Raw genomic sequence first — 21,882 nt, 5'->3', positions numbered from 1 at the left:
CGTGACCGTGCCTGCTTCCCTCCCCCCCACCGCGCCCTCCCGGCATGTCCCGGAGCGCAGTTGCGTCGCCTGCCGCGCCAAACGTCCCCAGGGCGAGTTCGTGCGGGTGACGCGGGTGGAGGGCGGCTGGCGCGTGTTGCCGGGCCAGCGGACAGGCCGGGGCGCCTACGTGTGCGCCGATTCGCCCGCGTGCTGGGCCGAAAAACGGCTGCGGCGGGCCTTCCGGGAAGGTGCCCCGGCGATCAGCGCGGCGCTGCACGCCCGGCAGGCGCCGTCCGTCCCCCCCATCACCCCAACCCCGGATCAGCCCTGACCCCCTGATCCTTTGCCCGCGTCCCTGCCCCCTTCTCAGCGGCGCACCCGGCGCGGGCCTCACCGGAGGTGAGTATGTCGAAAGTTCGGATCTATAGCCTCGCCAAGGACCTTGGCGTGGACAACGCGAAAATGCTGGAAATTCTCGACGGCCTCGGCGTGTCGTACAAGAGCGTGAGCAGCACCATCGAGGAGGACACCGTCGAACTGATCAAGCAGATTCTGGAGGAAGAAGCGCGTGACGGCGCCCCGGCCGCTGCGGCGGAGGCCCAACCGCAGACGACCCCACCCGCCCAGGCCCAAGCGGCCCAGCCTCAGGTGAATCAGGGGCAGGCCCAGGGCGCTCAGCCCCAGGTCGCCGCGGCCTCCAGCCCCACCGCCACCGCCGAGCGCGAACCCCAGGTGGCCGCCGCCGCCCCCGCCGAGGCCGAGGTCCCCCACCGCGCCCCGGTCGTCACGATCATGGGGCACGTGGACCACGGCAAGACCTCTTTGCTGGACTACATCCGCAAGACCAAGGTCGCGGCCAAGGAGGCGGGCGGCATCACCCAGCACGTCGGCGCCTTCGAGGCCCAGACCAGCAAGGGCCGCATCGTCTTTATCGACACGCCCGGCCACGAGGCCTTCACGACCATCCGGGCGCGCGGAGCGAACGTGGCCGACATCGCCATCATCGTGATCGCCGCCGACGACTCGCTGATGCCCCAGACCCGCGAGGCCATCGCGCACGCGCAGGCCGCCAAGGTCCCCATGATCGTGGCGATCAACAAGGTGGACCTGCCGCAGGCCGACGCCGAGCGGGTCAAGACCGACCTCACCCAGCTCAACCTCGTGCCCGAAGAGTACGGCGGCGACCTCGTGGTCGTGCCCGTGAGCGCCAAGACGGGCGAGGGCGTCGAGGACCTGCTGGAATACATCTCGCTGACCGCTGAGCTGGAGGACCTGCGGGCCGATCCCAAGGCGCCCTTTTCCGGCGTCATCATCGAGAGCCGGGTGGACCGTCAGGCGGGTGTGCTGGCCACCGTGATGGTGCAGCAGGGCACCCTGCACGTGGGCGATTTCCTGGTCGTGGGCGAGGGCTACGGCAAGATCAAGGCGATGACCGACTCGGCGGGCGGGCGCATCAAGGAGGCCGGGCCGAGCACCCCCGTGCAGGTGCTGGGCTTCTCGGAAGCCCCGGCGAGCGGCGAGACGGTGCTGAGCGCCAAGAACGAGCACGCCGCCCGCGAGGTGATCGGGGCCCGCGCCAGCGACCGCCGCGACAGCGAGAACGCCCGCGAGCGCCGCAAGCTCACCCTGGAAGAGATGATGGGCGAGCTGGGCGAGACGCGCACGGTGAACCTGATCCTGCGCGCCGACACCCAGGGCAGCGTCGAGGCGATCCAGGGCATCCTGGCGCGCAAGGAAAGTGACGACGTCAAGATCAACGTGATGCTCGCGGGCATCGGCGCCCCCACCGAGGGCGACGTGCTGCTGGCCTCGACGGCGGAGGCGACCATCCTGTGCTTCAGCGTGACCCCCTCGGGCGGCGTGAAGAAGGTGGCCGACACCAAGGGCGTGGACATCAAGTCCTTCCGCATCATCTACGAGCTGATCGACGAGGTGGACCGCCTGCTCAAGGGCAACGTCGAACCCGTCTTCGAGGAGCGCTACCTGGGCCGCGCGGAAGTCCGCATGGTCATCCGGCACCCCAAGAGCGGCAATATCGCCGGGTCCTACGTCACCGACGGCATGTTCCGCCGCAACGCGAAGGCGAAAGTCACGCGCGGCAAGGCGGTCGTGTACGAGGGCACCGTGGTCGGCCTCAAGCGCTTCAAGGACGACGTGCGCGAGGTCCAGCAGGGCTACGAGTGCGGGATCAACCTCGACTGGGAAGGCGTGTTGGAAGGCGACATCATCGAGGCCTCGGAGATGGTCGAGGTCGAGCAGGCGTAAGGGCAGGCGGCCAGCGTCCAGCGGCCAGCCACCAGCAGAAAAAAGAGGGCGGCTTCCCGGTGGGGGCCGCCCCCCTTTTTCGTTGCTCTGGCGTTCAGCGGTGGTCGGGCGCAAGACCCCTTCCCCCCTTTCCGCGCGAGGCCCCTCCGCCAGCGGCCGTCCCCATCTTCCCCTGGGTGAGGGGGCTTTGTTCCAGGGGCCCATTCTTGTGCCAGCGGCTAGCGGTTGAAGGGCCGTTCGTTGACCCAGTGAAAGCCGCGCGTGCGCAGCAGGTCGCCTTCCTGCGCCGCCGCCCGCCGGGCCTCCTGAAGCCTGGGCAGGCCGCTCAGGGTGCTGGCGACCGCGCCGCCGAGCAGCAGGACGGTCAGGACCCAGGCCGAGGGGGCCGCCCAGCGGAAGCGGGAGGCCACTGCCCGGCCGGCAAACGCCCGGCCTGTCACAAAGGCCCACAGCCGCTTCCCGTCCAGCGCGAGCAGCACCAGGGCGGCGAGGAGAAGATGCAAGCTGAACAGCTTGACCGGCACGTCGTAGAGGAGATTCAGCGCCGCGACGTTGGTCATCGTGACGGCGGCGAGCAGCGCCCCCAGGGTCACCGTGCGGCGGTGCAGCAGCAGCAAGGCGGGCAGCAGCTCGGCCACGCCCGCCACGTACTGATAGCCGGGGCTGGCCGCCATGAAGCGCCACAGCAGGCCCATCGGGCTGGACTCGCCGTAGGTGCTGACGAGCTGGCCCGCGTGCAGCAGCCCGAACTGCCCGAAACTGAACTTCGCCAGGCCGTACACGCTCAGCCACAGCACCAGGGCGGCGCGCAGGCCCGCCTCCAGCCAGCGCAGGTGGGCGGCGGAGGGGGCGCGGCGGCGCCGCAGGGTCCAGAGCAGGCCCCCCACCAGCGCCAGCCCCAGCACCAGCAGCGCGAAGGTCCAGTCAAAGCGCGTGTCGCCGCTGCCGGTCGGCGTGAAGGGGGGCAGGCGGCGGCCGAACAGCAGGCCGTGCAGCGCGTCGGCCGCCCGGAACCGCAGCTCGTGCAGCCCCAGCAGCGGCTGGCCCCCGATCAGGAAATACAGCCCCAGGTACAGGCTGCCCACGTTCAGCAGCAGGCGCCGCCACGCGGGCCAGCGCGGCGGCGCAACGTCGGCGGGGGGAGCCGGGGAGGGAAGCGAGGTCACGGGGTCATTGTCACCCGCGCGGCGGCCTTGCCGGGCCGCACCTGCGGCCGCCGCTCAGGTTCCGGCCGTGTCCCCGCTGGTGACTCCGCTGGTGTCGCCGCCGCCAGCGCCGTTCGGCACGTGCGGGTGGCCGAAGCCGCGTGGCCCGCCGTCCATCTGGCCCCAGCCGCCGCGTCCGCCGGGGTCGTGGCGGCCCCGGTCAGGGCCGCCGAAGCCGTGCCGCCCGAAGCCGAAGTTCAGCGGCGCGTCTTCCAGGCGCTGTTTGATCGCCGCCGCGCGTTGTGCGGACAGGTCCCCGGCGCCTACCGCCTGGTCGAGGGTGGCGCCCCCCGCCGCGACGGCCGCCGCCCGTAGCCGCTCGACGCTGACCCCGAGCTGCGCGGCGAGTTTCTGGAAGAAGACCTCGGCGTAGTTGGTGCCGCTGGCCTGGGTGCGCGGCTGCCCGGTCTGCCCGCTGCCCGGCTGGGCGGGTTGCGCCTGCTGCGTTTGGGTCGGAGAGGCCTGGGGCGGCTGGGCGGCCGTGCCCGCAGCCAGGACCAGTCCGGCGGTGAGCGGCAGGGCGGCAAGGGCAAACAGGACGGAACGTTTCTGGTGGGGGGTCATGGGGAAAGCACACTCCTTGCTGAACTCGCCCGGCCACCCTGACCGGGACAGGGGAAGCATGGCCGGGGGCGGTTAAGCGGGGGCTAACGCGGTGCGGCCCCGGCCGGAACGCGGTCCGGCCTCCTTTGCGGCCGGGGCGCTCTGCTATCCTGTGGCGCTTTTGCACGCCTTTGCGCGCATGCGGATTTCCGCTGGCGGTCGCGGCCCGTGCGCGGCTCCCTTCTTCTGCCTATGTCCCAGCCTTCCCCCACGCGCTCCGACGTGACGCCGCCCTGGCGCTCGCGGCTGGCGGCACGTCTGCTGCCGCGTTTACCCGGGAGCCTGGGCGGCTGGCCGGGCCTGCTCACGCTGCTCTCGGTGCTGGCAGTCTGGCTCGGGCAGCAGCCTCCGGTGGCCGCCGACGCGGGGCCGCGCGTCACGGCGGGGGCGCAGGCGCCGGTGGTGCCGGAACTGCGGCCCGCGCCCACCCCCACGCCCGGCCCGGCGTTGCTGACGGCCCCCCCTCCGGCCGCCGTGTGGGCCGCGCCGCTGGCCCCGCCCTCCCCTGCTGGCGCGCCGCGCTGGGCCGCGCCGCACCTGCCGCGCACCCTGGCGCTGCTGGGACGCCGGCAGACCGACGGAGGCTGACCCGGCGGCCAAGACCAGGCGTCCCATGTTCTTTATTCCCCGCTTTCTTTCCCTGGAGTTGTCCCCGTGACCTACAACAACCGCAACCGCAAACGCCCGCCCCCCAGACGCGCGGCGCCGACCGCCAGCCGCCCCAACCTGTGGACCGGGCTGCTGCTGCTGCTCACGCTGCTGGGCAGCCTGCTGTACATCTGGCGTCCCTGGGAGCATCCGCAAACGCCCCTCTCGCTGTGGAACGCGCAGTACCAGTTCATCACGCTGGGCCTCGACCTCAAGGGCGGTCTCAGGATCGAACTTGCGCCCGAGAGCGGCAACGCGACCCGCGAGGAACTCGACCGGGTCAAGACCGTGATCGAAAACCGCATCAACGCGCTGGGCGTGGCCGAGCCGACCGTCACCGTGGCGGGCGGCAAGCGCGTGGTCGTCGAGATTCCTGGCGCCACCCCCGCCGTGCAGCAGCGGGCGCGCGACATCATCGGGCAGACCGCGCGGCTGGAGTTCCGGATCGTGGAGCAGGGCGCGCAGCCGGATCCCGCGCTGGCCCAGCAAAAGCCCGAGACGGGCGGCTACACCCTCGAAGACCTCGGCCCGGTGCTGGCGACCGGCGAGGCCATCGACAACGCGCAGGCCGCCACCGACCCCACCTCGGGGCGCTGGCTGGTCACCTTCCAGACCACCGACGAGGGCGCCCAGACGTTCGGCGAGTTCACCGGCCAGAACGTGGGCCGCCTGATGGCGGTCGTGCTTGACGGCCAGATCCAGTCGGTCGCCACCATCCAGCAGCGCCTCTTCCGCGACGTGCAGATCAGCGGCAACTTCGACGCCGAGGAAGCCAGTCAGCTCGCGCTGGTGCTGCAATCGGGCGCCCTGCCCATCCAGATCACGACCGAGGCCGAGCGCGCCATCGGCCCCACGCTGGGCGCGGACGCGATTCGCAGCGGCGCCATCGCCTCGCTGGTCGGCATCGCGCTGGTGTTCGGCATGCTCTTTTTGTACTACGGCTTCTGGTTCGGTCTGGTCGGCGCGCTGGGCCTGCTCTTTTCCATCGTGATCATCCTGGGGATGCTGGGCGGCTTCGGCGCGACCCTGACGCTGCCGGGCATCGCGGGGCTGGTGCTCACCATCGGCGCGGCCATCGACGGCAACGTGATCTCCTTCGAGCGCATCAAGGAGGAGATGGCCAAGGGCAAGGGCTTCCGGGGAGCCATCGGCGCCGGGTACGAACACTCCACCGCCGCGATTCTGGACGTGAACGCCTCGCACCTGCTCTCGGCGTTGGCGCTTTACAACTACTCCACCGGCGCCGTGAAGGGCTTTGCCGTCACGCTGATCATCGGCGTGATCGCCTCGACCTTCTCGAACCTGGTGTTTGCCAAGTGGCTGATGCAGTGGCTCTCGCAGCGCAGGGCGAACATCAGCGCGCCCACCCGTATCGGCAAGACCAACATTCAGTTCATGAAGGCCGCCACCCTCGTGACCACCGTCAGCGTGCTGCTGGCGCTGGCGGGCGGCCTGATTCTCGCCACCAAGGGCCTGAACTACGGGGTGGACTTCACCTCGGGCACCACCCTGACGGTCCGGGCCAGCGAGGACACCTCCACCGAGCAGGTGCGCGGCGCGGTGACGGGCGCCGGGCTGAGCAAGGTCACCCCGCAGAGCGCGACCATTCAGCGGGACATCATCCCCGGCATCGAGGGCGCCCAGTACACCGTGAAGGTGCCCGAACTCAGCGCCGCCGAGGCCGACCGCCTGGGCACCGCCATCGGCGCGCTGCCGCAGGGCGAGGTGCTGGCCCGCGAGACGGTCGGCCCGGCCGTGGGCCAGGAACTGACCCAGAAGACCGTGTACGCCGTGCTGCTGGGCCTGGGCCTGATCCTGGTGTATGTCGGCTTCCGCTTCGACTTCATCATGGGGCTGGGCAGCATCGTGGCGGCGATCCACGACGTGGCGATCGCGATGGGGCTGTTCAGCCTGCTGGGCCTGGAGTTCAGCGTGGCGACGGTGGCCGCGCTGCTGACCCTGATCGGGTACTCGCTCAACGACTCGATCATCGTCTCGGACCGCATCCGCGAGAACCTGCGCGAGATGCGCGGGCGGCCCTACCGCGAGATCGTGAACACCTCGATCAACCAGACGCTCTCGCGCACGGTGATGACCTCCATCAGCACCATGCTGCCGCTGCTGAGCCTCCTGATTTTCGGCGGCCCGGTGCTGCGCGACTTCTCGCTGATCCTCCTGACCGGCATCCTGGTCGGCACCTACTCCTCGATCTACATCGTGGCCCCGATGGTCGTGTACTTCGAGGAATGGCAGGCGAAGCGCAAGCGCGCCCAGGCGGCGGCCAAGGCCTAAGGCGCGCAGGAACACCAGGGGGCGGCTTCCGGAGAGGGGGCCGCCTCCTGCTCCTGTGGCCCGTGCGAGAGAGCAGGCCACGGCGGCGTGTGAGTCGCGGGGGGGAAACGTGTCCTGCTCCACCCTTCCAACCCCGCTTTAATCGGCGGCACTTACGCTGCGGGCACCCTTTCAAGGAGGTCCGCCCATGAACCTGCACCCCGCGCACCCCGACGACGACAACGACGACGAGACCATCGGCACCCTGCTCAGCCGCCGCCACGCCCTGCGCCTGCTGGGCCTGGGCGGCGGGGTGGCGGCCCTGGCCGCAGGCGGGGTCCTGGCCCAGCGCGGCGGCACCAGCGCGGGCACGGGCGGCGCGGCCAGCCTGCCCGGCTGCGTGGTGCGGCCCGCGATGACCGAGGGACCCTACTTCGTGGACGAGGGGCTGCGCCGGGGCGACATCCGCAAGGACACGACCACCGGCAAGGTCAGCGCGGGTGTGCCGCTGGTGCTGGAGTTCGTGACCTCGCGGGTGGCCGTGAACGCCTGCCAGCCGCGCGCCAACGTGCTGGTGGACGTGTGGCACTGTGACGCGCTGGGCGTGTACTCGGACGTGGCGGGCAACACGGGCGACTTTCTGCGCGGGGCGCAGGTCACGGACGCGCGGGGCAAGGCGACCTTCACGACTGTCTATCCGGGGTGGTATCCGGGCCGCGCGGTGCATATCCACTTCAAGCTGCGGCCGCTGAACGCCGCCGGGCAGGCAACCGGCGAGTTCACCTCGCAGCTCTTTTTCCCGGAGGCCGTCACCGACCGGGTCCACGCCCGCGCGCCCTACAGCAGCAAGGGCAGGCGCAACACCCTCAACGCGCAAGACGGCCTCTACCGCAACGGCGGCAATCAACTGCTGCTGAACCTCACCGGCAGCCCGGAGCGGGGCTACCGGGCGACCTTCGACGTGGGGCTGAATATCGGGTGAGCGTCAGGGGACCGGGGTGAGGGCTTCGACCTCCCCGTCCCTTTGGAACCGCACACCGACGAGCTGCATCAGGTCTTCAAGCGTGGTCACCGCGCGCAGCTCGTGGGCGGACAGCCACTCGCGCAGGCGCCCGTCCGGCCCCACCTCGAAGACGGCGGGCAGGGCCACCCCGCTGACGCCGAACCCGGCCCGCAGCTCGTCGCGGTGCAGGAAGCGCACATCCGCCCCCAGGCCCCGCACGTACTCGCGCCACGCGCGCTTCATGCCCAGGGGGCCGTAAGTGACAGCGCACAGCGAGCAATCGTAGTCCTGCGGGCGCACCGTCTTGATCCACAGGTCCTTCAGGCCGTTCAGCACACCGCCGTCGGCGTTGTAGACGAAGATCAGGGACCGGGAGGAAGCCGCCACGCCCCGAGGGTACGGGAAACAGGGCCGGGGAGACTGCGCGCCTCCACCCACCCTGCCCTGGCCCTGCCCGGCCTGTCTGTCCCGCCCGCCTTCCCCCGCCCCACCTTTGCCGTAGCGTGGGGCATGACCGACACCCGCACCGGGCGCAGGGCCAACTGGAACAGCCACCACGTCACCCAGGGCGACGAGCGGGCGCCCAACCGCGCGATGCTGCGGGCGGTGGGCTTCGGGGACGGCGACTTTGACAAGGCGATCATCGGCGTGGCGCACGCGCAGAGCACCATCACCCCCTGCAACAACGGGCTGGGCGAGCTGGCGGACCACATCACGGACGCGATCCGCCGGGGCGGAGCGATGCCGCAGGTGTACGGGACGATCACGGTGTCCGACGGCATCAGCATGGGCACCGAGGGCATGAAGTGTTCGCTCGTCAGCCGCGAGGTGATTGCCGACTCCATCGAGACCGTCAGCCGGGGCCAGAGCCACGACGGCGTGATCGTGGTGGGCGGCTGCGACAAGAACATGCCCGGCGCGATGATCGGGATCGCCCGGCTGAACATCCCGGCCATCTTCGTGTACGGCGGCACCATCAAACCCGGCCACTACGACGGGAAAGACCTCACCATCGTCAGCGTGTTCGAGGCGGTGGGGGCCTTCGGGGCGGGCAAGATCAGCCGCGAGGACTTTCAGGAGATCGAGCGCCGCGCCTGCCCCGGCAACGGCTCGTGCGGCGGCATGTACACCGCCAACACCATGAGCAGTGCGTTCGAGGCGATGGGGATGAGCCTGCCGTACTCCTCGACCATGAGCGCGGTGGACGCCGAAAAGGCCACCTCCAGCGCCGACAGCGCCCGCGCCCTGCTGCACCTGATCGAGCAGGACATCCGTCCGCTGGACATCCTGACGAAAGAAGCCTTCGAGAACGCCATCACGGTGGTCATGGCGGTCGGCGGCTCGACGAACGCGGTGCTGCATCTGCTGGCGATCGCCCACACCTGTGATGTGCCGCTCGACCTGGCCGATTTCGAGCGCCTCCGCGAGCGCACGCCGGTCTTCTGCGACCTCAAGCCCAGCGGGCGCTACGTCGCCACCGACCTGCACGAGGTGGGCGGCATCCCGCGCGTGATGAAGATGCTGCTCGCGGCGGGCCTGCTGCATGGGGGCTGCCTGACGGTGACCGGCAAAACCGTGGCCGAGAACCTCGCGGACGAGCCGGAGGAGCCGGACGCGGGCCAGGACGTGATCCGGCCCTTCACGCAGCCGCTGTACGGCCAGGGTCACCTCGCCATCTTGCGCGGCAACCTCGCGCCGGAGGGGTCGGTCGCCAAGATCAGCGGCCTGAAGTCCATCAAGATCACCGGCCCCGCCCGCGTCTTCGACTCGGAGGAGGAGTGCATGGGGGCGATCATGGCAGACCGCATTCGCGCCGGGGACGTGCTGGTGATCCGCTACGAGGGGCCGAGGGGCGGCCCGGGCATGAGGGAAATGCTCTCGCCGACGAGCGCGATTATCGGCAAGGGCTTGGGCGACAGCGTAGGCCTAATCACCGACGGGCGTTTCAGCGGCGGCACCTACGGGCTGGTCGTGGGCCACGTGGCGCCCGAGGCCTACGTCGGCGGCCCCATCGCGCTGGTGCAGGAGGGCGATACCATCGAGCTGAACGCCGAGACCTGCGAACTGACCCTGCACGTGGAGGAAGCCGAGCTGGAGCGCCGCCGGGCCGCCTGGACCCCGCCCGAGCCGAGGTACCGGCGGGGCGTGCTGGCGAAATACGCGCGGGTGGTAAGCAGCGCGGCGCGCGGCGCGGTGACGGACTGAGCGCAGGTCAGCAGCCCCTTTTCCCTACACTGACCGGGTGCCCCTCCCCGATTACCAGGCGTTCATGCGCCCCCTGCTCCTCGCGCTGAGTGATGGCCAGGTCTGGAAGATGCGCGACCTCTACGTCCGCCTGGCCGCCGAGTTCGGTCTCGACGAGGCGGAGCTGGCCGAGATGCTGCCCAGCGGTCGCCAGCCGACCTACATGAACCGCATCGGCTGGGCCAAGACGTATCTGCTCAAAGCAGGCGCGGTGCAAAGTCCGCAGCGCGGGACGGTCGAAATTACCCCGCGCGGCCGCGACCTGCTGACGGCCTCTCCAGGAGGCGTCACCACCAAGCAGCTCTTCGCCTTTCCCGAGTTTGCCCGCTTTCAGGGCACAGCACACTTGGAGCCGGCACAAGCCGGGGAGGAAACCCGGGCGCCCGCACAGCAAGCTCTGCCGTTCCTCTCTCCCGAAGAACAGTTCTCCACTCTCTATGCCGAACTCACGGCCAGCCTTGCGGACGAGCTGCTCGCGCAGGTTCAGCAGCTCACGCCCGCTCAGTTCGAGCGGTTGGTGGTGGAGGTACTGGTGGCGCTGGGCTACGGCGGCAACGTGCGCGACGCGGGACAGGCGTTGGGCCGCAGCGGTGACAACGGCATCGACGGCGTCATCAAGCAGGACCCGTTGGGCCTCGACCGCATCTACCTTCAGGCCAAACGCTGGCAGAACACCGTCCACAGCCCGGAAATTCGCACCTTTTCCGGCAGCCTGACCTATCACAAGGCCAGCAAGGGCGTCTTTATCACCACGTCGGGGTTCAGTGACGGCGCGAGAAACACGGCTTCCCACATCGGCAGCATCATCCTGATCGACGGCCCGCAGCTCGCCCGGCTGATGATCGACTCCGGCGTGGGGGTGCTGACCCGCGAGACCTACCGCATCCACCGCGTGGACAGCGAGTTTTTCGAGGAACTGTAAGCCCGCTTCCCCTCCAGTCCCGCTTCACGCGGGCGTGTGCTCGGCCTGGGCGGGACGCGACCCCGAGGCAGACTCGCTGGACGCGGCGGGGGTCAGGCTTTCTTCCGCCAGCACCTGCGCGGGCGTCAGCGCGCAGCCCTCGGCAAACAGGACGGCGAAGCGGGCGCCCCCCAGCGCCTGACGGGCCGCCGCCGTCTCGCGGGCGCGCAGCTGCTGGGCGGCGGGCGGCAGCGGGATGCCCGCCGTCTCGCGCAGGGTCTCGGCCGCGCCGAACAGCCGCGCGCCGCGCTCGGGCCAGCCCTGGGCGACGCGCAGGGCCGCCAGCGCTTCCAGGGCGCGGGCCGCCGTGGTGCCGTCGGCGCGGTCGAGGGCCAGCGGCACGCCCTCACGCAGCAGGTCCCCCGCGCGGTCGAGGCGCCCCTCCTCGCGCTCCAGCTGGGCCAGCCCGACCAGCGCAAAGGCGAGTCCGGGACCGTCGCCCAGCTCGCGGTGGGCACGCAGGCCCTCCTCGTAGAGGGTGCGGGCGCGGCCCAGCTCGCCCGAACGGCGCAGGGCGGTGGCGAGTTCGCTGAGCACGAACGCCGCCTTGTAGCGGTGCCCGCACGCGCGGTACAGGGCGAGCGCCTCTTCCAGAAAGTGCCCCGCCTCCGCGTTGTCGCCCTCGTCGGCGGCGATGAGGCCCAGGCTCTGGAGCGCGTTGGCGACCCGCAACCGGTCACCCAGGGTGCGCGCCACCTCCAGCGCGTCCCCGGTCAGGGTGCGGGCCAGCGCGAAGTTGCCCTCGAAGCGCGCGACGACCCCCAGGTTCATCAGCGCGAAGCCCGCGCTGGCGCGGTCGCCCACCTCCTGAAAGCCGGTCAGGCTCTGCTGGTAGAGCGGGCGGGCCTCGGCCAGCTCGCCGCGCAGCAGCGCGACGTTGCCCAGCGAGAACAGCGAGTCGGCCACGCCGCGCGGGTCGCCCAGCTCGCGGCGCAGCGCCAGCGCTTCTTTGTGCGCGGCGCGGGCGTCTCCAGAGCGGCCCTGGTGCGCGGCGAGGTTCCCGAGCAGCTGGAGGCTGGCCGCGACCAGCCGCCGGTCCCCCGAGGAGCGGGCCAGCCCCAGCGCCTCTTCCAGCTGCGGCAGGGCGCCCGCGTAATCCCCCTGGCGCCAGGCCATCATTCCCGAGGCCAGCAGGGCGCCCGCCCGGACCAGCGGCGGGGTCCCGGCGCCCCCCAGCACCGCCGCGCTCTCCTGGCGCCCTTCGCTGAAGAGGCCGCGCGCGTCCCAGTACCAGCGCAGGCAGGCGGTCAACCGCTGGGCCGCTTCCAGGTCGTGGGCCTGAAGCCAGTGCAGCGCGGCGCGCACGTTGCCCGCGTCGCGGTCGAGGCGGTGCAGGGCCGCGAGCTGCTCGGGGCCGAACAGCAGCGGGACGGTCGCCTCGGTGAACTTCAGAAAGGCGGCGGCGTGGGCGGCGCGCGCGGCCTCCTCCTCGCCGTGGGCCGCCAGCCCCGCCAGCGCGTACTCGCGCACCGACTGAAGCAGGCTGAACCGGACCTCGTCCTCCCGCTCCTCCTGGCGCGCCAGGCTGTGATCCACCAGGCGTTCGAGCGCGTCCAGGGCGTCTCCGGTGCCGCCCACCTCGCGGCAGGCCTCGCCGCACACGCCCTCCACCGCCTCCGGAGAGGCGCCGCCCACGAACACGCCCAGGCGGCGCAGCAGCGCCTGCTCGGGCAGGCTGAGCAGCTGGTAGCTCCAGTCGAGGGTCGCCCGCAGCGTCCGCTGGCGTTCGGGCACGTCGCTCGGGCCGCCGCCCAGCCAGTCCAGGCCGCGGGCCAACCGCGCGGCCAGCAGCTCGGGCGTGCTGGTCCGCAGCCGGGCGGCGGCAAGTTCGATGGCGAGCGGAATCCCCTCCAGCCGCCGCACGATCGCCAGCAGCGCGGGCAGATTCTGCCGCGTGATCTCGAAGTCGGGCCGCACGGCGCGGGCGCGTTCCACAAACAGGGCCACGGCCTCGCTGCCTTGCGCGTCCTGCTCGCCGTCGCCCTGCGGCAGCTCCAGCGGGGGCACCGGCCACTCCTGCTCGGCGCTGAGGCGCAGGGCCGCGCGGCTGGTCACCAGAATCTGGAGGTCCGGGAGGCCCGCGAGCAGCCCCGCCACATCGGGCGCCGCGCCCTGCATCTGCTCGAAGTTGTCCAGCAGCAGCAGCAGCCGCTGCCCGCGCAGGGCGTCTTGCACGCTGTCCAGCGCCGGACGGTCCGCGCGCTCGGGCAGGCGCAGGGCGTGGGCCAGCGCCGCCGCGAAGCCCTCGCGCTCGCGCACGTTCGCCAGCCCCACGAAGCGCACCCCGCCTGCGTAGCGGCCCTCGGCCAGCGCCCGGCGCGCGACCTCCAGCGCCAGCCGGGTCTTGCCGATGCCGCCGGGACCCAGCAGCGTCACCAGCCGCACCCCCGGCCGGGCCAGCAGGGCGCCGATCCGCTGGAGCTGCGCCTCGCGGCCCACCAGCGACGTGAGCGGCTGGGGCAGCGGCGCGGGCGGCGGCGGGACCTCCGGGGGCGCGTCCTGCGGCTGCGGCCCGGCCCCGGCCCGCGCGAGGTCAAAGCGCTCGGTGAGCAGCAGCGCGAGGTCGTTTTCCAGCAGCTCGCGCAGCTCCTCGGCGCCCGCAAAAGGCCGGTAGCTCGCCTGATCGTCGCGCTGAATCTGCTCGATCAGCCCCGCGAGCCGCGCCTCGCGCTGGGCCGCCGGGGTCTTGACGTAGATCAACTTGGGGCGGGTCCCGCTCAGACGGTATTCGTCCTCCAGGCCCGACACCGTCTCGCCGGGCGCGACCCAGCCGTAGCGCTCCCAGTAGATGCCCACGAAGACGTCCGACTGCGCCAGGTAGGCCCGGTACAGTTCGCGCGGCGGATGCGGCCGGGCGCCGAGTTCGAACAGCACCGGGGACAGGTGCAGCCGCTCGATGGCGCTGCGGGCGGCCCGGCGCTCCTCGGCGAGTTCCTGCAAGGTCGAACTCACGAACACCCGCAGCCGCTGGTCCGGCGTGCGGATAGGCATGGAAGCGGTCCGCGTCTCCTCCGACATGCGATCTGCCCTCCCACCTGAGCGTGAATGGCGAAGGTGCCTGGACTCCGGCCTGCCCAGTCTCTGCGCAGGCTGCGGCGCCCGGCAGGTGTCCGGCCAAGCGCCCGCTGAGGCCGAGTGTACGAAAGCTCACATCCCGCGTGCTCTCCAGCCTATGAGGAAGATGAGGCGCGGCCGGGGGACGCCCGCCCCCTGCGGCTGGGCTAGACTCGCCCCATGTTCGTCTCCCCCGGCGCCCCGTCCGTCACGGTGGCCTTTCTGGCGGGCCTGCTCTCGTTTCTGAGTCCGTGCGTGCTGCCGCTGGTGCCCAGTTACCTGGGCGTGATCGGGGGGGCGCGGGCGCCGCTGGTGCGGGCCTTGGGCTTCATCCTGGGGTTCGGGCTGGTGTTTATCGCGCTGGGGGCGACCGCGAGCAGCCTGGGCGCGCTGCTGGCGCCCTACAAGTTCGTGTTGGGGCAGGTGGCGGCGGCGCTGATCGTCTTTTTCGGGCTGGTGATGCTGGGGGTGATCCGGCTGCCCTTCCTGATGCGCGACACGCGGGCGCTGGCCGACGCCGGGGGGTACGGCCCGGTCGCGCTGGGCGCCGCCTTCGCCTTTGGCTGGAGTCCCTGCCTCGGCCCGGCGCTGGGCAGCATCCTGGGGCTGGCGGCCAGCAGCGCGAGCCTGGGCACCGGCGTGGGCCTCCTGACCGCCTACACGCTGGGGCTGGCGCTCCCCTTCTTGCTGGCCGCGCTGCTGTGGAACCGGCTGAACCTGCGCCGGCTCAACCGCTATGCCCCTCTGTTCGAGAAGGTCGGCGGCGCGGTGCTGGTCGTCGTCGGCGTGCTGATGCTGACCGGGCAGTTCACGCGGCTGGCGACCTTTTTCTATGAGGTGATGCCGGCGTGGCTGACGCTGTAGGGGATCAGGGCGCGGTGCGCGGGGCGCAGGAAAAAACTGTTCTCACCGCGCACCGCGCCCCGCCTCCCGCTTCCTCCCACGCCCTGCAACTCCGCGACGTGTGGCTGCGCCTGGGCCGCGAGGTCATCTTGCGCGGCGTGACGCTGGACGTGCCCGCCGGAGGGGGCGTCACGCTGCTGGGCGAGAACGGGGCGGGCAAGACCACGCTGCTGCGCCTGATCGCGTCGGGCTTGCGGCCCACCCGGGGGGAAGGCCGGGTGCTGGGCTTCGACCTGCGCGACTCGCGGGCGGTGCGCGACCTCGTTCACCTGATGCCGGTGGACGCGGGGCTGTATCCCGACCTGACCGGAACGGAAAACCTGGACTTTGCCCTGAAGATGCACGGGCAGCGTGGAGACGCCGCCGGGGCGCTGCGGCGGGTCGGGCTGGAGCGGGCGGCGGGGCGGCGGGTGCGGTTCCTGTCGGCGGGGATGCGCAAAAGGCTGGCGCTGGCGCGGGCGCACCTGCTCGCCCGGCCCCTCACGCTGGTGGACGAGCCGTTCGCCAACCTCGACGGCGCGGGGCGCACGCTGGTGCTGGAGCTGCTGGGCGACCTCGCCGGGCGCGGGGTGACGCTAGTGATCGCCGCCCACGAACCGCACCTCGCGCGGCAGGTGGCGCCCCGGGCGCTGCGGGTGGCGGGCGGGAAAGTGGAGGAGGCGTGAGGTCAGTGGGCAGGGAGCAGGGGTCGGGGGATGGGTCGCCTGGTCTGTTCTGCTCACCACTTTCCACTTTCCACTTCCGGCGCCCACCGGGCGCCCCATGAAGTCCGCCCTCCACGTCGCCGCCAAGGACCTGCGGGTGGCCGGGCGCACGCGCGACACGCTGCTGGCGACCGCCTTTTTCGCGGGGCTGGTGCTGCTGGTGCTGGGGCTGGCGCTGGGGGGGGACACCTCGGGGCGGACCCCGGCGCAGACGGCGGGAGTGGCGGCGGGCGCGGTGTGGACGGCGCTGGCTCTGGCGGCGGCGGTGGGCGCCCAGCGGGCTTTCGCGCAGGAGCAGGAGGCGGGAGCGCTGGAGCAGCTGACCCTCTACCCGGGGCCGCACGGGGCGCTGTACCTGGGCAAGCTGCTGGGGGTGCTGGGGCCGCTTTGCCTGGTCGCCGCCTTCACGCTGCCGGCGGGGCTGGTCCTCTTCGGCGCGGCGGGCGCGGGGCGGGCGGTGCCGTGGCCCGCGCTGACGCTGCTCTCGGCGCTGGGGGTGGTGGGCTTCGCGGCGGGGACGACGTTTTACGGCTCGATCACGGTCAGCCTGCGGGCGCGCGAGGCGCTGCTCCCGGCGCTGGCCTTTCCGATCCTGGTGCCGGTCGTGATCGCCACCGTCAAGGGCACCAGCCTGCTGCTGACCGCTGGCTGGACCCCCGAGGTCACGACCTGGGTGGTCTTTCTGGCCGCCTTCGACCTGGGGACGGTCATTCTGGCGACGCTGCTGTTTCCTTTCGCGGTGGAGGGCTAGGACGGCGACGGATACAGTGGCCCATGCCCACCCCGGATGTCTTCCCGCCGAGCCACCAGCACCCCACTGGCGCACGCGGTCCCGCACTGCTGGCAGCGCTCGAACAGGACGCGGAGCGGCTGCCCAACGAACTGAATCTGAACGGCTGCGGCCTGTCGGAGTGGCCCGGGAGCCTGCGCCGCTGCACCCACGCGCGGACGCTTAGTGTCTACGACAACGCATTGACCACCGTCCCGGACTGGCTATGGAGCTGGACCGGGCTGCGGACCCTGAACCTCTCGGCCAACCGGCTAACGTACCTCTCGCCAGGAGTGGGCAACCTGACCGGGCTGGAGATGCTCGACCTCGGGCACAACGGGCTGGAGGCGCTCCCGGACGCTTTCGCCGGGATGGCCGAACTGCGCTTTCTGTACCTCAGCAACAACCGGCTGACGGCCCTGCCGGAGTCTCTGCGGCACCTGCGGTCCCTGGCGTACCTCAACGTCACCGACAACGCGCTGGAGCAGCTTCCCGGGTGGCTGGGCGAACTTGGCAGGCAGGTCGAGTTCCGCGCCTACAACAACGCGCTCACGGCGCTGCCCGCCAGTCTGGGCCAGTTGTCCGAGCTGCGCGAACTGCATGTCATGAACAACCGCCTGACCCGCCTGCCGCCCGAGCTGGGGCGCTGCACCCGGCTGGGCAAGCTGATGGCCCAGGGCAACCGCCTCACGGCGCTTCCGGACGAGATCGGGCGGCTGACCGCATTGGGCGAACTCGACCTGCGTTTCAACGGGCTGACGGAGCTGCCCGCCTCGCTTGCGGAACTGGAGAGCTTGCGCGTTCTGGACCTGCGGGCGAACCGCCTGACGACCCTGCCGCCGGAACTCGCCGCGCTGCCCCGGCTGGAAAAGCTCGACCTGCGTTGGAACCGGCTGAGCACCCTGCCTCCGGCCTTTGCCGAGCTGGAGGCGCGGGGGTGCCTGATCTACGCCTGAAGCCCGCCCTTACGTCTCCTTTCCCTACCCCCCCGCCACCAGCAGCACCGCCCGCCCGTCGTGGTCCCCGGTCGTCTCGGTGGGCGTGTCGAGGCGTGACCCCATCTCCACGTATCCGGCCCGTTTGAAGGCGCTGCGCCCATTCAGGCGGTCGGCGAGGTCCTCGCGGGCGACCTGAAAGGAGCGGTAGGGATGGCCGGGGCGGGGAAAGAGGCGGATGCCCTCCAGGCTGAAGGCCCCCGTGAAGGCGAAACCGCCCTCCACCGGCACCGGCCCGAAGATTCGCCCGTGGTTGTTGGGCACGAAGAAGGGATCGTCGCTGAAGGCCTCGCCCTCACCGGTGGGCAGCATGGGGTACAGGCGCCCGCCCACCTCGCCCCAGTAGCCGGTCGAATGGCCGCCGCGCGGGGGGTAGCCGGCCGCCCTCATCGCGGCGAGCAGGCGGGTGGTAGCTTCTTCAGGGGTGCGGGCCACGCGGTCGATCAGCAGCACGTTGACCGGCTCGCGCAGCGTGCGCCCACCGAGTTTCTCGCCCAGCCAGGTCGCGGGCACCAGGGTCTTGGTGATCATCCAGCGCCCCACCTCCCCGATGCCGGGGACGGTGACCGGAGCATCGGCGGGGCGGTAGGTCGCCGGGTCGGGCAGCGGAGCGGCGGGCGCGGTGGTGGCCGAGGGCGCGCACGCGGCGAGGACAGCGGCAGACACGGCGGCGAGGGCCAGCAGGGACAGGACGCGGGAACGCTTCATGGCGGGAAAACCTCCGGGTGAATTGGGCGTGGCCTCACCGTAGCAGGCGGGAGGGCGGGGCCGCGAGTCAGGGGGCGGACACCTCGGCGCTCCTGGCCTGCACCTTGCGGCCTCGTGCCCTGGGGCCGCCCTCTCTCCGGGGACACTCGCACTTGCCCCAGCCTGTGCCAGACGCGATGCTGCGCTCACGAAGGTTTCCTGCGCTTCCCCTGCCTCACGGTGATGCGGGCGGCGCGCGGGTCAGAATAGGGAGTGACATGAGACAAGACCGCGTGACGACGCTGCTGGGGGCCGCGACCCTGCTGGCGCTGGGAGTGGCCGTGGCCCTGGGCCTCAGCGCGCCGCTGGACCTCAACCAGGGATCGCTGGTAAGGCTCTTTTTCGTGCATGTGCCGACCGCGTGGCTGAGTTACCTCGCCTATGGGGGCACCGGGCTGTTCGGGCTGCTGTACCTGCTGACCCGGCAAAGGCGCTGGGACCGCCTGGCCCTGAGCAGCGCCGAGATCGGGGTGCTGTTCACCGCAGCGACCATCGTGGGCGGGATGCTGTGGGCTAAGCCGACCTGGGGCACCTACTGGGTCTGGGACGCCCGGTTGACCACCACCGCCCTGAGCCTGGTCGTGTACGGCGGTTATCTGCTGATCCGCAGCCTGATTGACGACCCCGAGCGCCGGGCGCGGATCGCGGCGGTCGTGGGGCTGGTGGGCACCCTGTACGTGCCGGTCAACTACATGGCGGTCGAGTGGTGGCGCGGCGTGCACCAGACGCAGACCTTGAAGCTGCTGGGCGATCTGGACTGGTCCGCTCGCTGGAATGCCGCGCCCGTGTACGGCCTGGTGTTGATGGTGGCGACCTTCGCCTTCACCCTGCTGTACGTCTACCTGCTGCGGGTGCGCGCGATCCTGGCCGCCCGCGAGGAGGCGCGCGAGGAACGCGAACTGATGGACGACCTGAATGGACTGGAGGCCGCCCGTGGATAAGTACACCGGATATGTGGTCGTCGTGTACGTGGTGACCTTTGTGCTGCTGGCCGCCTACCTGGGCTGGATCTGGTGGAAGCTGCGGGCCGTGCGCGACGAGGAGCGGCGATGACCGCGCCCTCCCCCACCCCGCTTCCGCGCGCCCGGCGGCGGCGGCGCAGTCCCCTGCCCACCGTGCTGGGGGTGCTGGCGCTGGTCGGGCTGACCTCCTTTATCGCCTTTGGCAACCTGGGCAAGAGCCTGGAATACTTCGTGACCCCCACCGAGTACGTGCAGCAGCGCTCGGAGCTGGAAGGGCGCCCGCTGCGAATCGGCGGACTGGTCAAGGCCGTGAACTACGACCCGCAGACCCTCAACCTGCGCTTCGACGTGACCGACGGCGGCGCGACCTTTCCGGTGCAGTACGTGGGCGCGGTCAGCGACCTGTTCAAGGAAAACCAGGGCGTGGTCGTGCGCGGCGAGTTTCAGGGCGAGACCTTCCACGCCTCCGAGCTGGTCGTGAAGCACTCGGAGGAATACAACGTGCCGCAGACACAGGCCGAGCTGAAAGACCTGCTGCGCCAGCAGAGCGAGTGATCCCGTGCTGAACCTGATCTCTTTCGAGGCGAGCGCGGCGGGCGCCCTGGGGCAACTCGCGCTGCTCGGCGCCCTGGCCTTCACCCTGGGCGGGGGCTGGCTGGCGGTGGTCGGGGGCCTAAAGGCCGACACCCGGGCCACCGAGGCGGCGCGGCGGGCGATGTGGGCGGTCTTCGCGCTGGTTTCCCTCGCCACGGTGGTCCTGATGGCGGCGCTGCTGCGCGACGACTTCTCGGTGCGCTACGTGGCCGAGCATTCCATGCGCGCCTCCCCGACCTGGATCAAGGTAACCAGCCTGTGGGGGGCGCTGGAAGGCTCCATTCTGCTGTGGGCCTGGCTGCTGGCGGGGTACGCCTTCGTCCTGAGCCTGACCCTGCGGCGCGACGCGCTGCGGCCCTGGGCCTTGGCGGCCATGTTTGCCAGCCTGCTGTTTTTCGTGGGGGTGTGCGTCAGCATCGCCAGCCCCTTTACACCGCTGGCGCAGATTCCCGCCGACGGGCGTGGCCCCAACCCCGCGCTGCAAAACCACTGGATGATGGCCGTTCACCCGGTCCTGCTGTACCTGGGCTTCGTGGGCCTCGCGGTGCCCTTTGCCTACGCGGTCGCCGCGCTGGTGACCGGGCGGCTTTCCGACCACTGGGTCGTGGCGACCCGGCGCTGGACGCTGACCGCCTGGGCCTTTCTGACGGCCGCCATCGTCGCGGGCGGCTGGTGGAGCTACGAGACGCTGGGCTGGGGCGGCTACTGGGCCTGGGACCCGGTGGAGAATGCGTCATTCATCCCCTGGCTGCTGGCGACCGCCTTCTTGCACAGCGTGCAGATTCAGGAGCGCCGGGGCCTGATGCGCTCGTGGAACGTCTGGCTGATCGTGCTGGCCTACGCCTCGACCGTGCTGGGCACCTTCCTGAACCGCTCGGGCATCGTGCAGAGCGTCCACGCCTTCGCGGGCGGGCCGGTGGGGCCGGTGTTCCTGGGCTTCCTGGCGTTCCTGCTGATCGCCGGGATCGGTCTGGCGGCGTGGCGTGCCCCGCAACTGCGTGACGAGGGCGAAGCCCCCGCCGCGCTGAGCCGCGAGGGGGCGTTCCTGGCGGGCAACTGGCTCTTTCTGGTGTTCGCCGTGATGGTCCTGGTGGGAACCCTCTTTCCGACCTTCGTGGAAGCCATTCAGGGACGGCGTGACGCCTCGGTGGGTCCGGCCTTTTACAACGCCTTCGCGATTCCGCTGGGGCTGGGGCTGCTGGGGCTGATGGGCGTGGGGCCGCTGCTGCCGTGGCGCCGGGCCGAGGGCCAGGGCCTGTGGCGGGCGCTGCGGCCCCTGCTGCTGGCCGGGCTGGGGGCGGCCCTCGTCGCTTTCGCGTTCGGCCTGCGCGGCTGGGGCGTGCTGGGCACGGTGGCGCTGTCGGCCTACAACCTCGTCGGCCTGGGGCTGCTGACCGCGCGGGCGCTGCGCCAGTACCGGGCGGGGGGGCGCGGCGGCGGGCTGCCGGGGCTGGTACGCGAGCAACCCCGCCGCTACGGGGCCTACCTCGCCCACGCCGGGCTGGTCGTGATGGCGCTGGGGATCGCCTTTTCAGGCGCCTACCGTCAGGACGCGCAGATCACGCTGAACGCGGGCGCCGCCCCGGTGCGGCTGCTGCACGAGACGCTGGCGCTGGAGGGCACCCGGCTGGAGCAAAAGCCTTACGGCACCTCGGCGGTGGCGCGCGTCCGCATCGACGGCCGCCCCTTCGAGACCCGCATGAACACCTACGTCCAGGGCGGCGACACCCTCTTTCCCGCGCCCGCCGTGCGCTACGGCCTGCTGGGCGACACCTACCTCGTGGCGACCGCCTTCGACCCGGGGGGCAAGTGGGTCAGCGTGCGGCTGATCGAGAGTCCGCTGGTGTCGTGGATCTGGTGGGGCACATTGATCGTGGTGCTGGGGGCCGGGCTGACCCTGGTCCCGCCGCGCCGGGCCGCCCCCGCCCGCGTCCCCGCCCTGAGTCCGGCCCCGGCGACCGACTGAAGCGAG

The 21,882-nt window shown here is 71.4% G+C and carries 20 protein-coding genes; 15 read left to right on the top strand and 5 right to left on the bottom strand.

Features of this window, described 5'->3' with window-relative positions:
• Position 1: 1 nt before the first annotated feature.
• Positions 2-313, top strand: coding sequence for a YlxR family protein (locus HNQ09_RS01080; RefSeq protein ID WP_343057562.1), 312 nt, complete (start codon positions 2-4; stop codon positions 311-313).
• A gap of 74 nt (positions 314-387) precedes the next feature.
• Entirely contained in the window at positions 388-2,247 is a 1,860-nt protein-coding gene (gene infB / locus HNQ09_RS01075; protein WP_184024306.1) for a translation initiation factor IF-2, read from the top strand.
• A gap of 218 nt (positions 2,248-2,465) precedes the next feature.
• On the opposite strand, the gene HNQ09_RS01070 is transcribed toward infB, so the two are convergent.
• A complete protein-coding gene (locus tag HNQ09_RS01070) occupies positions 2,466-3,413 on the bottom strand; it encodes a hypothetical protein (RefSeq protein WP_184024303.1) in 948 nt (315 codons plus the stop codon).
• Positions 3,414-3,467: 54 nt separating this feature from the next.
• The gene (locus HNQ09_RS01065; protein WP_184024300.1) at positions 3,468-4,016 is read right to left on the bottom strand and encodes a hypothetical protein; all 549 of its coding nucleotides are present in this window, start codon (positions 4,014-4,016) and stop codon (positions 3,468-3,470) included.
• A 231-nt stretch (positions 4,017-4,247) separates the two neighbouring features.
• Between HNQ09_RS01065 and HNQ09_RS01060 the strand changes: the two genes are divergently transcribed.
• The 3 genes from HNQ09_RS01060 to HNQ09_RS01050 all read left to right on the top strand — a co-directional run bounded on the left by HNQ09_RS01060 (position 4,248) and on the right by HNQ09_RS01050 (position 7,956).
• Positions 4,248-4,643, top strand: a complete 396-nt coding sequence (locus HNQ09_RS01060; protein ID WP_246363047.1) for a hypothetical protein — start codon at positions 4,248-4,250, stop codon at positions 4,641-4,643.
• Between the two features lie 66 nt (positions 4,644-4,709).
• Positions 4,710-6,995 (top strand): protein translocase subunit SecD, encoded by a 2,286-nt coding sequence (gene secD, locus HNQ09_RS01055; RefSeq protein ID WP_184024297.1) that lies wholly within the window; start codon positions 4,710-4,712, stop codon positions 6,993-6,995.
• A 187-nt stretch (positions 6,996-7,182) separates the two neighbouring features.
• Positions 7,183-7,956 (top strand): intradiol ring-cleavage dioxygenase, encoded by a 774-nt coding sequence (locus HNQ09_RS01050; RefSeq protein ID WP_184024295.1) that lies wholly within the window; start codon positions 7,183-7,185, stop codon positions 7,954-7,956.
• Between the two features lie 3 nt (positions 7,957-7,959).
• Here the strand turns inward: HNQ09_RS01050 and HNQ09_RS01045 are convergent, their stop codons facing one another.
• Entirely contained in the window at positions 7,960-8,364 is a 405-nt protein-coding gene (locus HNQ09_RS01045) for a hypothetical protein (protein WP_343057561.1), read from the bottom strand.
• A 123-nt stretch (positions 8,365-8,487) separates the two neighbouring features.
• On the opposite strand from HNQ09_RS01045, the gene ilvD reads away from it, so the two are divergent.
• Positions 8,488-10,182 (top strand): dihydroxy-acid dehydratase, encoded by a 1,695-nt coding sequence (ilvD, locus tag HNQ09_RS01040; protein WP_184024292.1) that lies wholly within the window; start codon positions 8,488-8,490, stop codon positions 10,180-10,182.
• A 37-nt stretch (positions 10,183-10,219) separates the two neighbouring features.
• Positions 10,220-11,143 (top strand): restriction endonuclease, encoded by a 924-nt coding sequence (locus HNQ09_RS01035; RefSeq protein ID WP_184024289.1) that lies wholly within the window; start codon positions 10,220-10,222, stop codon positions 11,141-11,143.
• A 24-nt stretch (positions 11,144-11,167) separates the two neighbouring features.
• On the opposite strand, the gene HNQ09_RS01030 is transcribed toward HNQ09_RS01035, so the two are convergent.
• Entirely contained in the window at positions 11,168-14,173 is a 3,006-nt protein-coding gene (locus tag HNQ09_RS01030; protein WP_184024286.1) for a tetratricopeptide repeat protein, read from the bottom strand.
• Positions 14,174-14,416: 243 nt separating this feature from the next.
• Between HNQ09_RS01030 and HNQ09_RS01025 the strand changes: the two genes are divergently transcribed.
• The 4 genes from HNQ09_RS01025 (at position 14,417) to HNQ09_RS01010 (ending at position 17,568) form a co-directional block, all read left to right on the top strand.
• Positions 14,417-15,100: a cytochrome c biogenesis CcdA family protein gene (locus HNQ09_RS01025; protein WP_184024283.1), complete on the top strand. Its 684-nt coding sequence runs from the start codon at positions 14,417-14,419 to the stop codon at positions 15,098-15,100.
• A gap of 83 nt (positions 15,101-15,183) precedes the next feature.
• Positions 15,184-15,804 carry an ABC transporter ATP-binding protein gene (locus HNQ09_RS01020; RefSeq protein ID WP_221269522.1) on the top strand — a complete coding sequence of 207 codons (621 nt, stop codon included), beginning with the start codon at positions 15,184-15,186 and terminating at the stop codon, positions 15,802-15,804.
• A gap of 97 nt (positions 15,805-15,901) precedes the next feature.
• A complete protein-coding gene (locus tag HNQ09_RS01015; RefSeq protein WP_184024280.1) occupies positions 15,902-16,594 on the top strand; it encodes a heme exporter protein CcmB in 693 nt (230 codons plus the stop codon).
• Between the two features lie 23 nt (positions 16,595-16,617).
• Positions 16,618-17,568, top strand: a complete 951-nt coding sequence (locus HNQ09_RS01010; RefSeq protein WP_184024276.1) for a leucine-rich repeat domain-containing protein — start codon at positions 16,618-16,620, stop codon at positions 17,566-17,568.
• A 24-nt stretch (positions 17,569-17,592) separates the two neighbouring features.
• Here HNQ09_RS01010 and HNQ09_RS01005 read toward each other — a convergent pair whose 3' ends face one another.
• Positions 17,593-18,315, bottom strand: a complete 723-nt coding sequence (locus HNQ09_RS01005; protein ID WP_184024274.1) for a hypothetical protein — start codon at positions 18,313-18,315, stop codon at positions 17,593-17,595.
• A 257-nt stretch (positions 18,316-18,572) separates the two neighbouring features.
• On the opposite strand from HNQ09_RS01005, the gene ccsA reads away from it, so the two are divergent.
• The 4 genes from ccsA to HNQ09_RS00985 are packed head-to-tail and all read left to right on the top strand — an operon-like array spanning position 18,573 to position 21,876.
• The gene (ccsA, locus tag HNQ09_RS01000; RefSeq protein ID WP_184024271.1) at positions 18,573-19,295 is read left to right on the top strand and encodes a cytochrome c biogenesis protein CcsA; all 723 of its coding nucleotides are present in this window, start codon (positions 18,573-18,575) and stop codon (positions 19,293-19,295) included.
• Positions 19,288-19,407, top strand: a complete 120-nt coding sequence (gene ccmD, locus HNQ09_RS00995; protein WP_184024268.1) for a heme exporter protein CcmD — start codon at positions 19,288-19,290, stop codon at positions 19,405-19,407. The genes ccsA and ccmD overlap by 8 nt, the downstream gene beginning before the upstream one ends.
• Entirely contained in the window at positions 19,404-19,871 is a 468-nt protein-coding gene (gene ccmE / locus HNQ09_RS00990; RefSeq protein WP_184024265.1) for a cytochrome c maturation protein CcmE, read from the top strand. Before ccmD ends, ccmE begins: the two co-directional genes overlap by 4 nt.
• Positions 19,872-19,875: 4 nt before the next feature.
• Entirely contained in the window at positions 19,876-21,876 is a 2,001-nt protein-coding gene (locus HNQ09_RS00985) for a cytochrome c-type biogenesis CcmF C-terminal domain-containing protein (RefSeq protein ID WP_184024262.1), read from the top strand.
• Positions 21,877-21,882 lie beyond the last annotated feature (6 nt).

The sequence above is a fragment of the Deinococcus budaensis genome (assembly GCF_014201885.1).
Classification (GTDB): domain Bacteria; phylum Deinococcota; class Deinococci; order Deinococcales; family Deinococcaceae; genus Deinococcus; species Deinococcus budaensis.
This window is presented reverse-complemented; position numbering and strand designations above follow the sequence as displayed.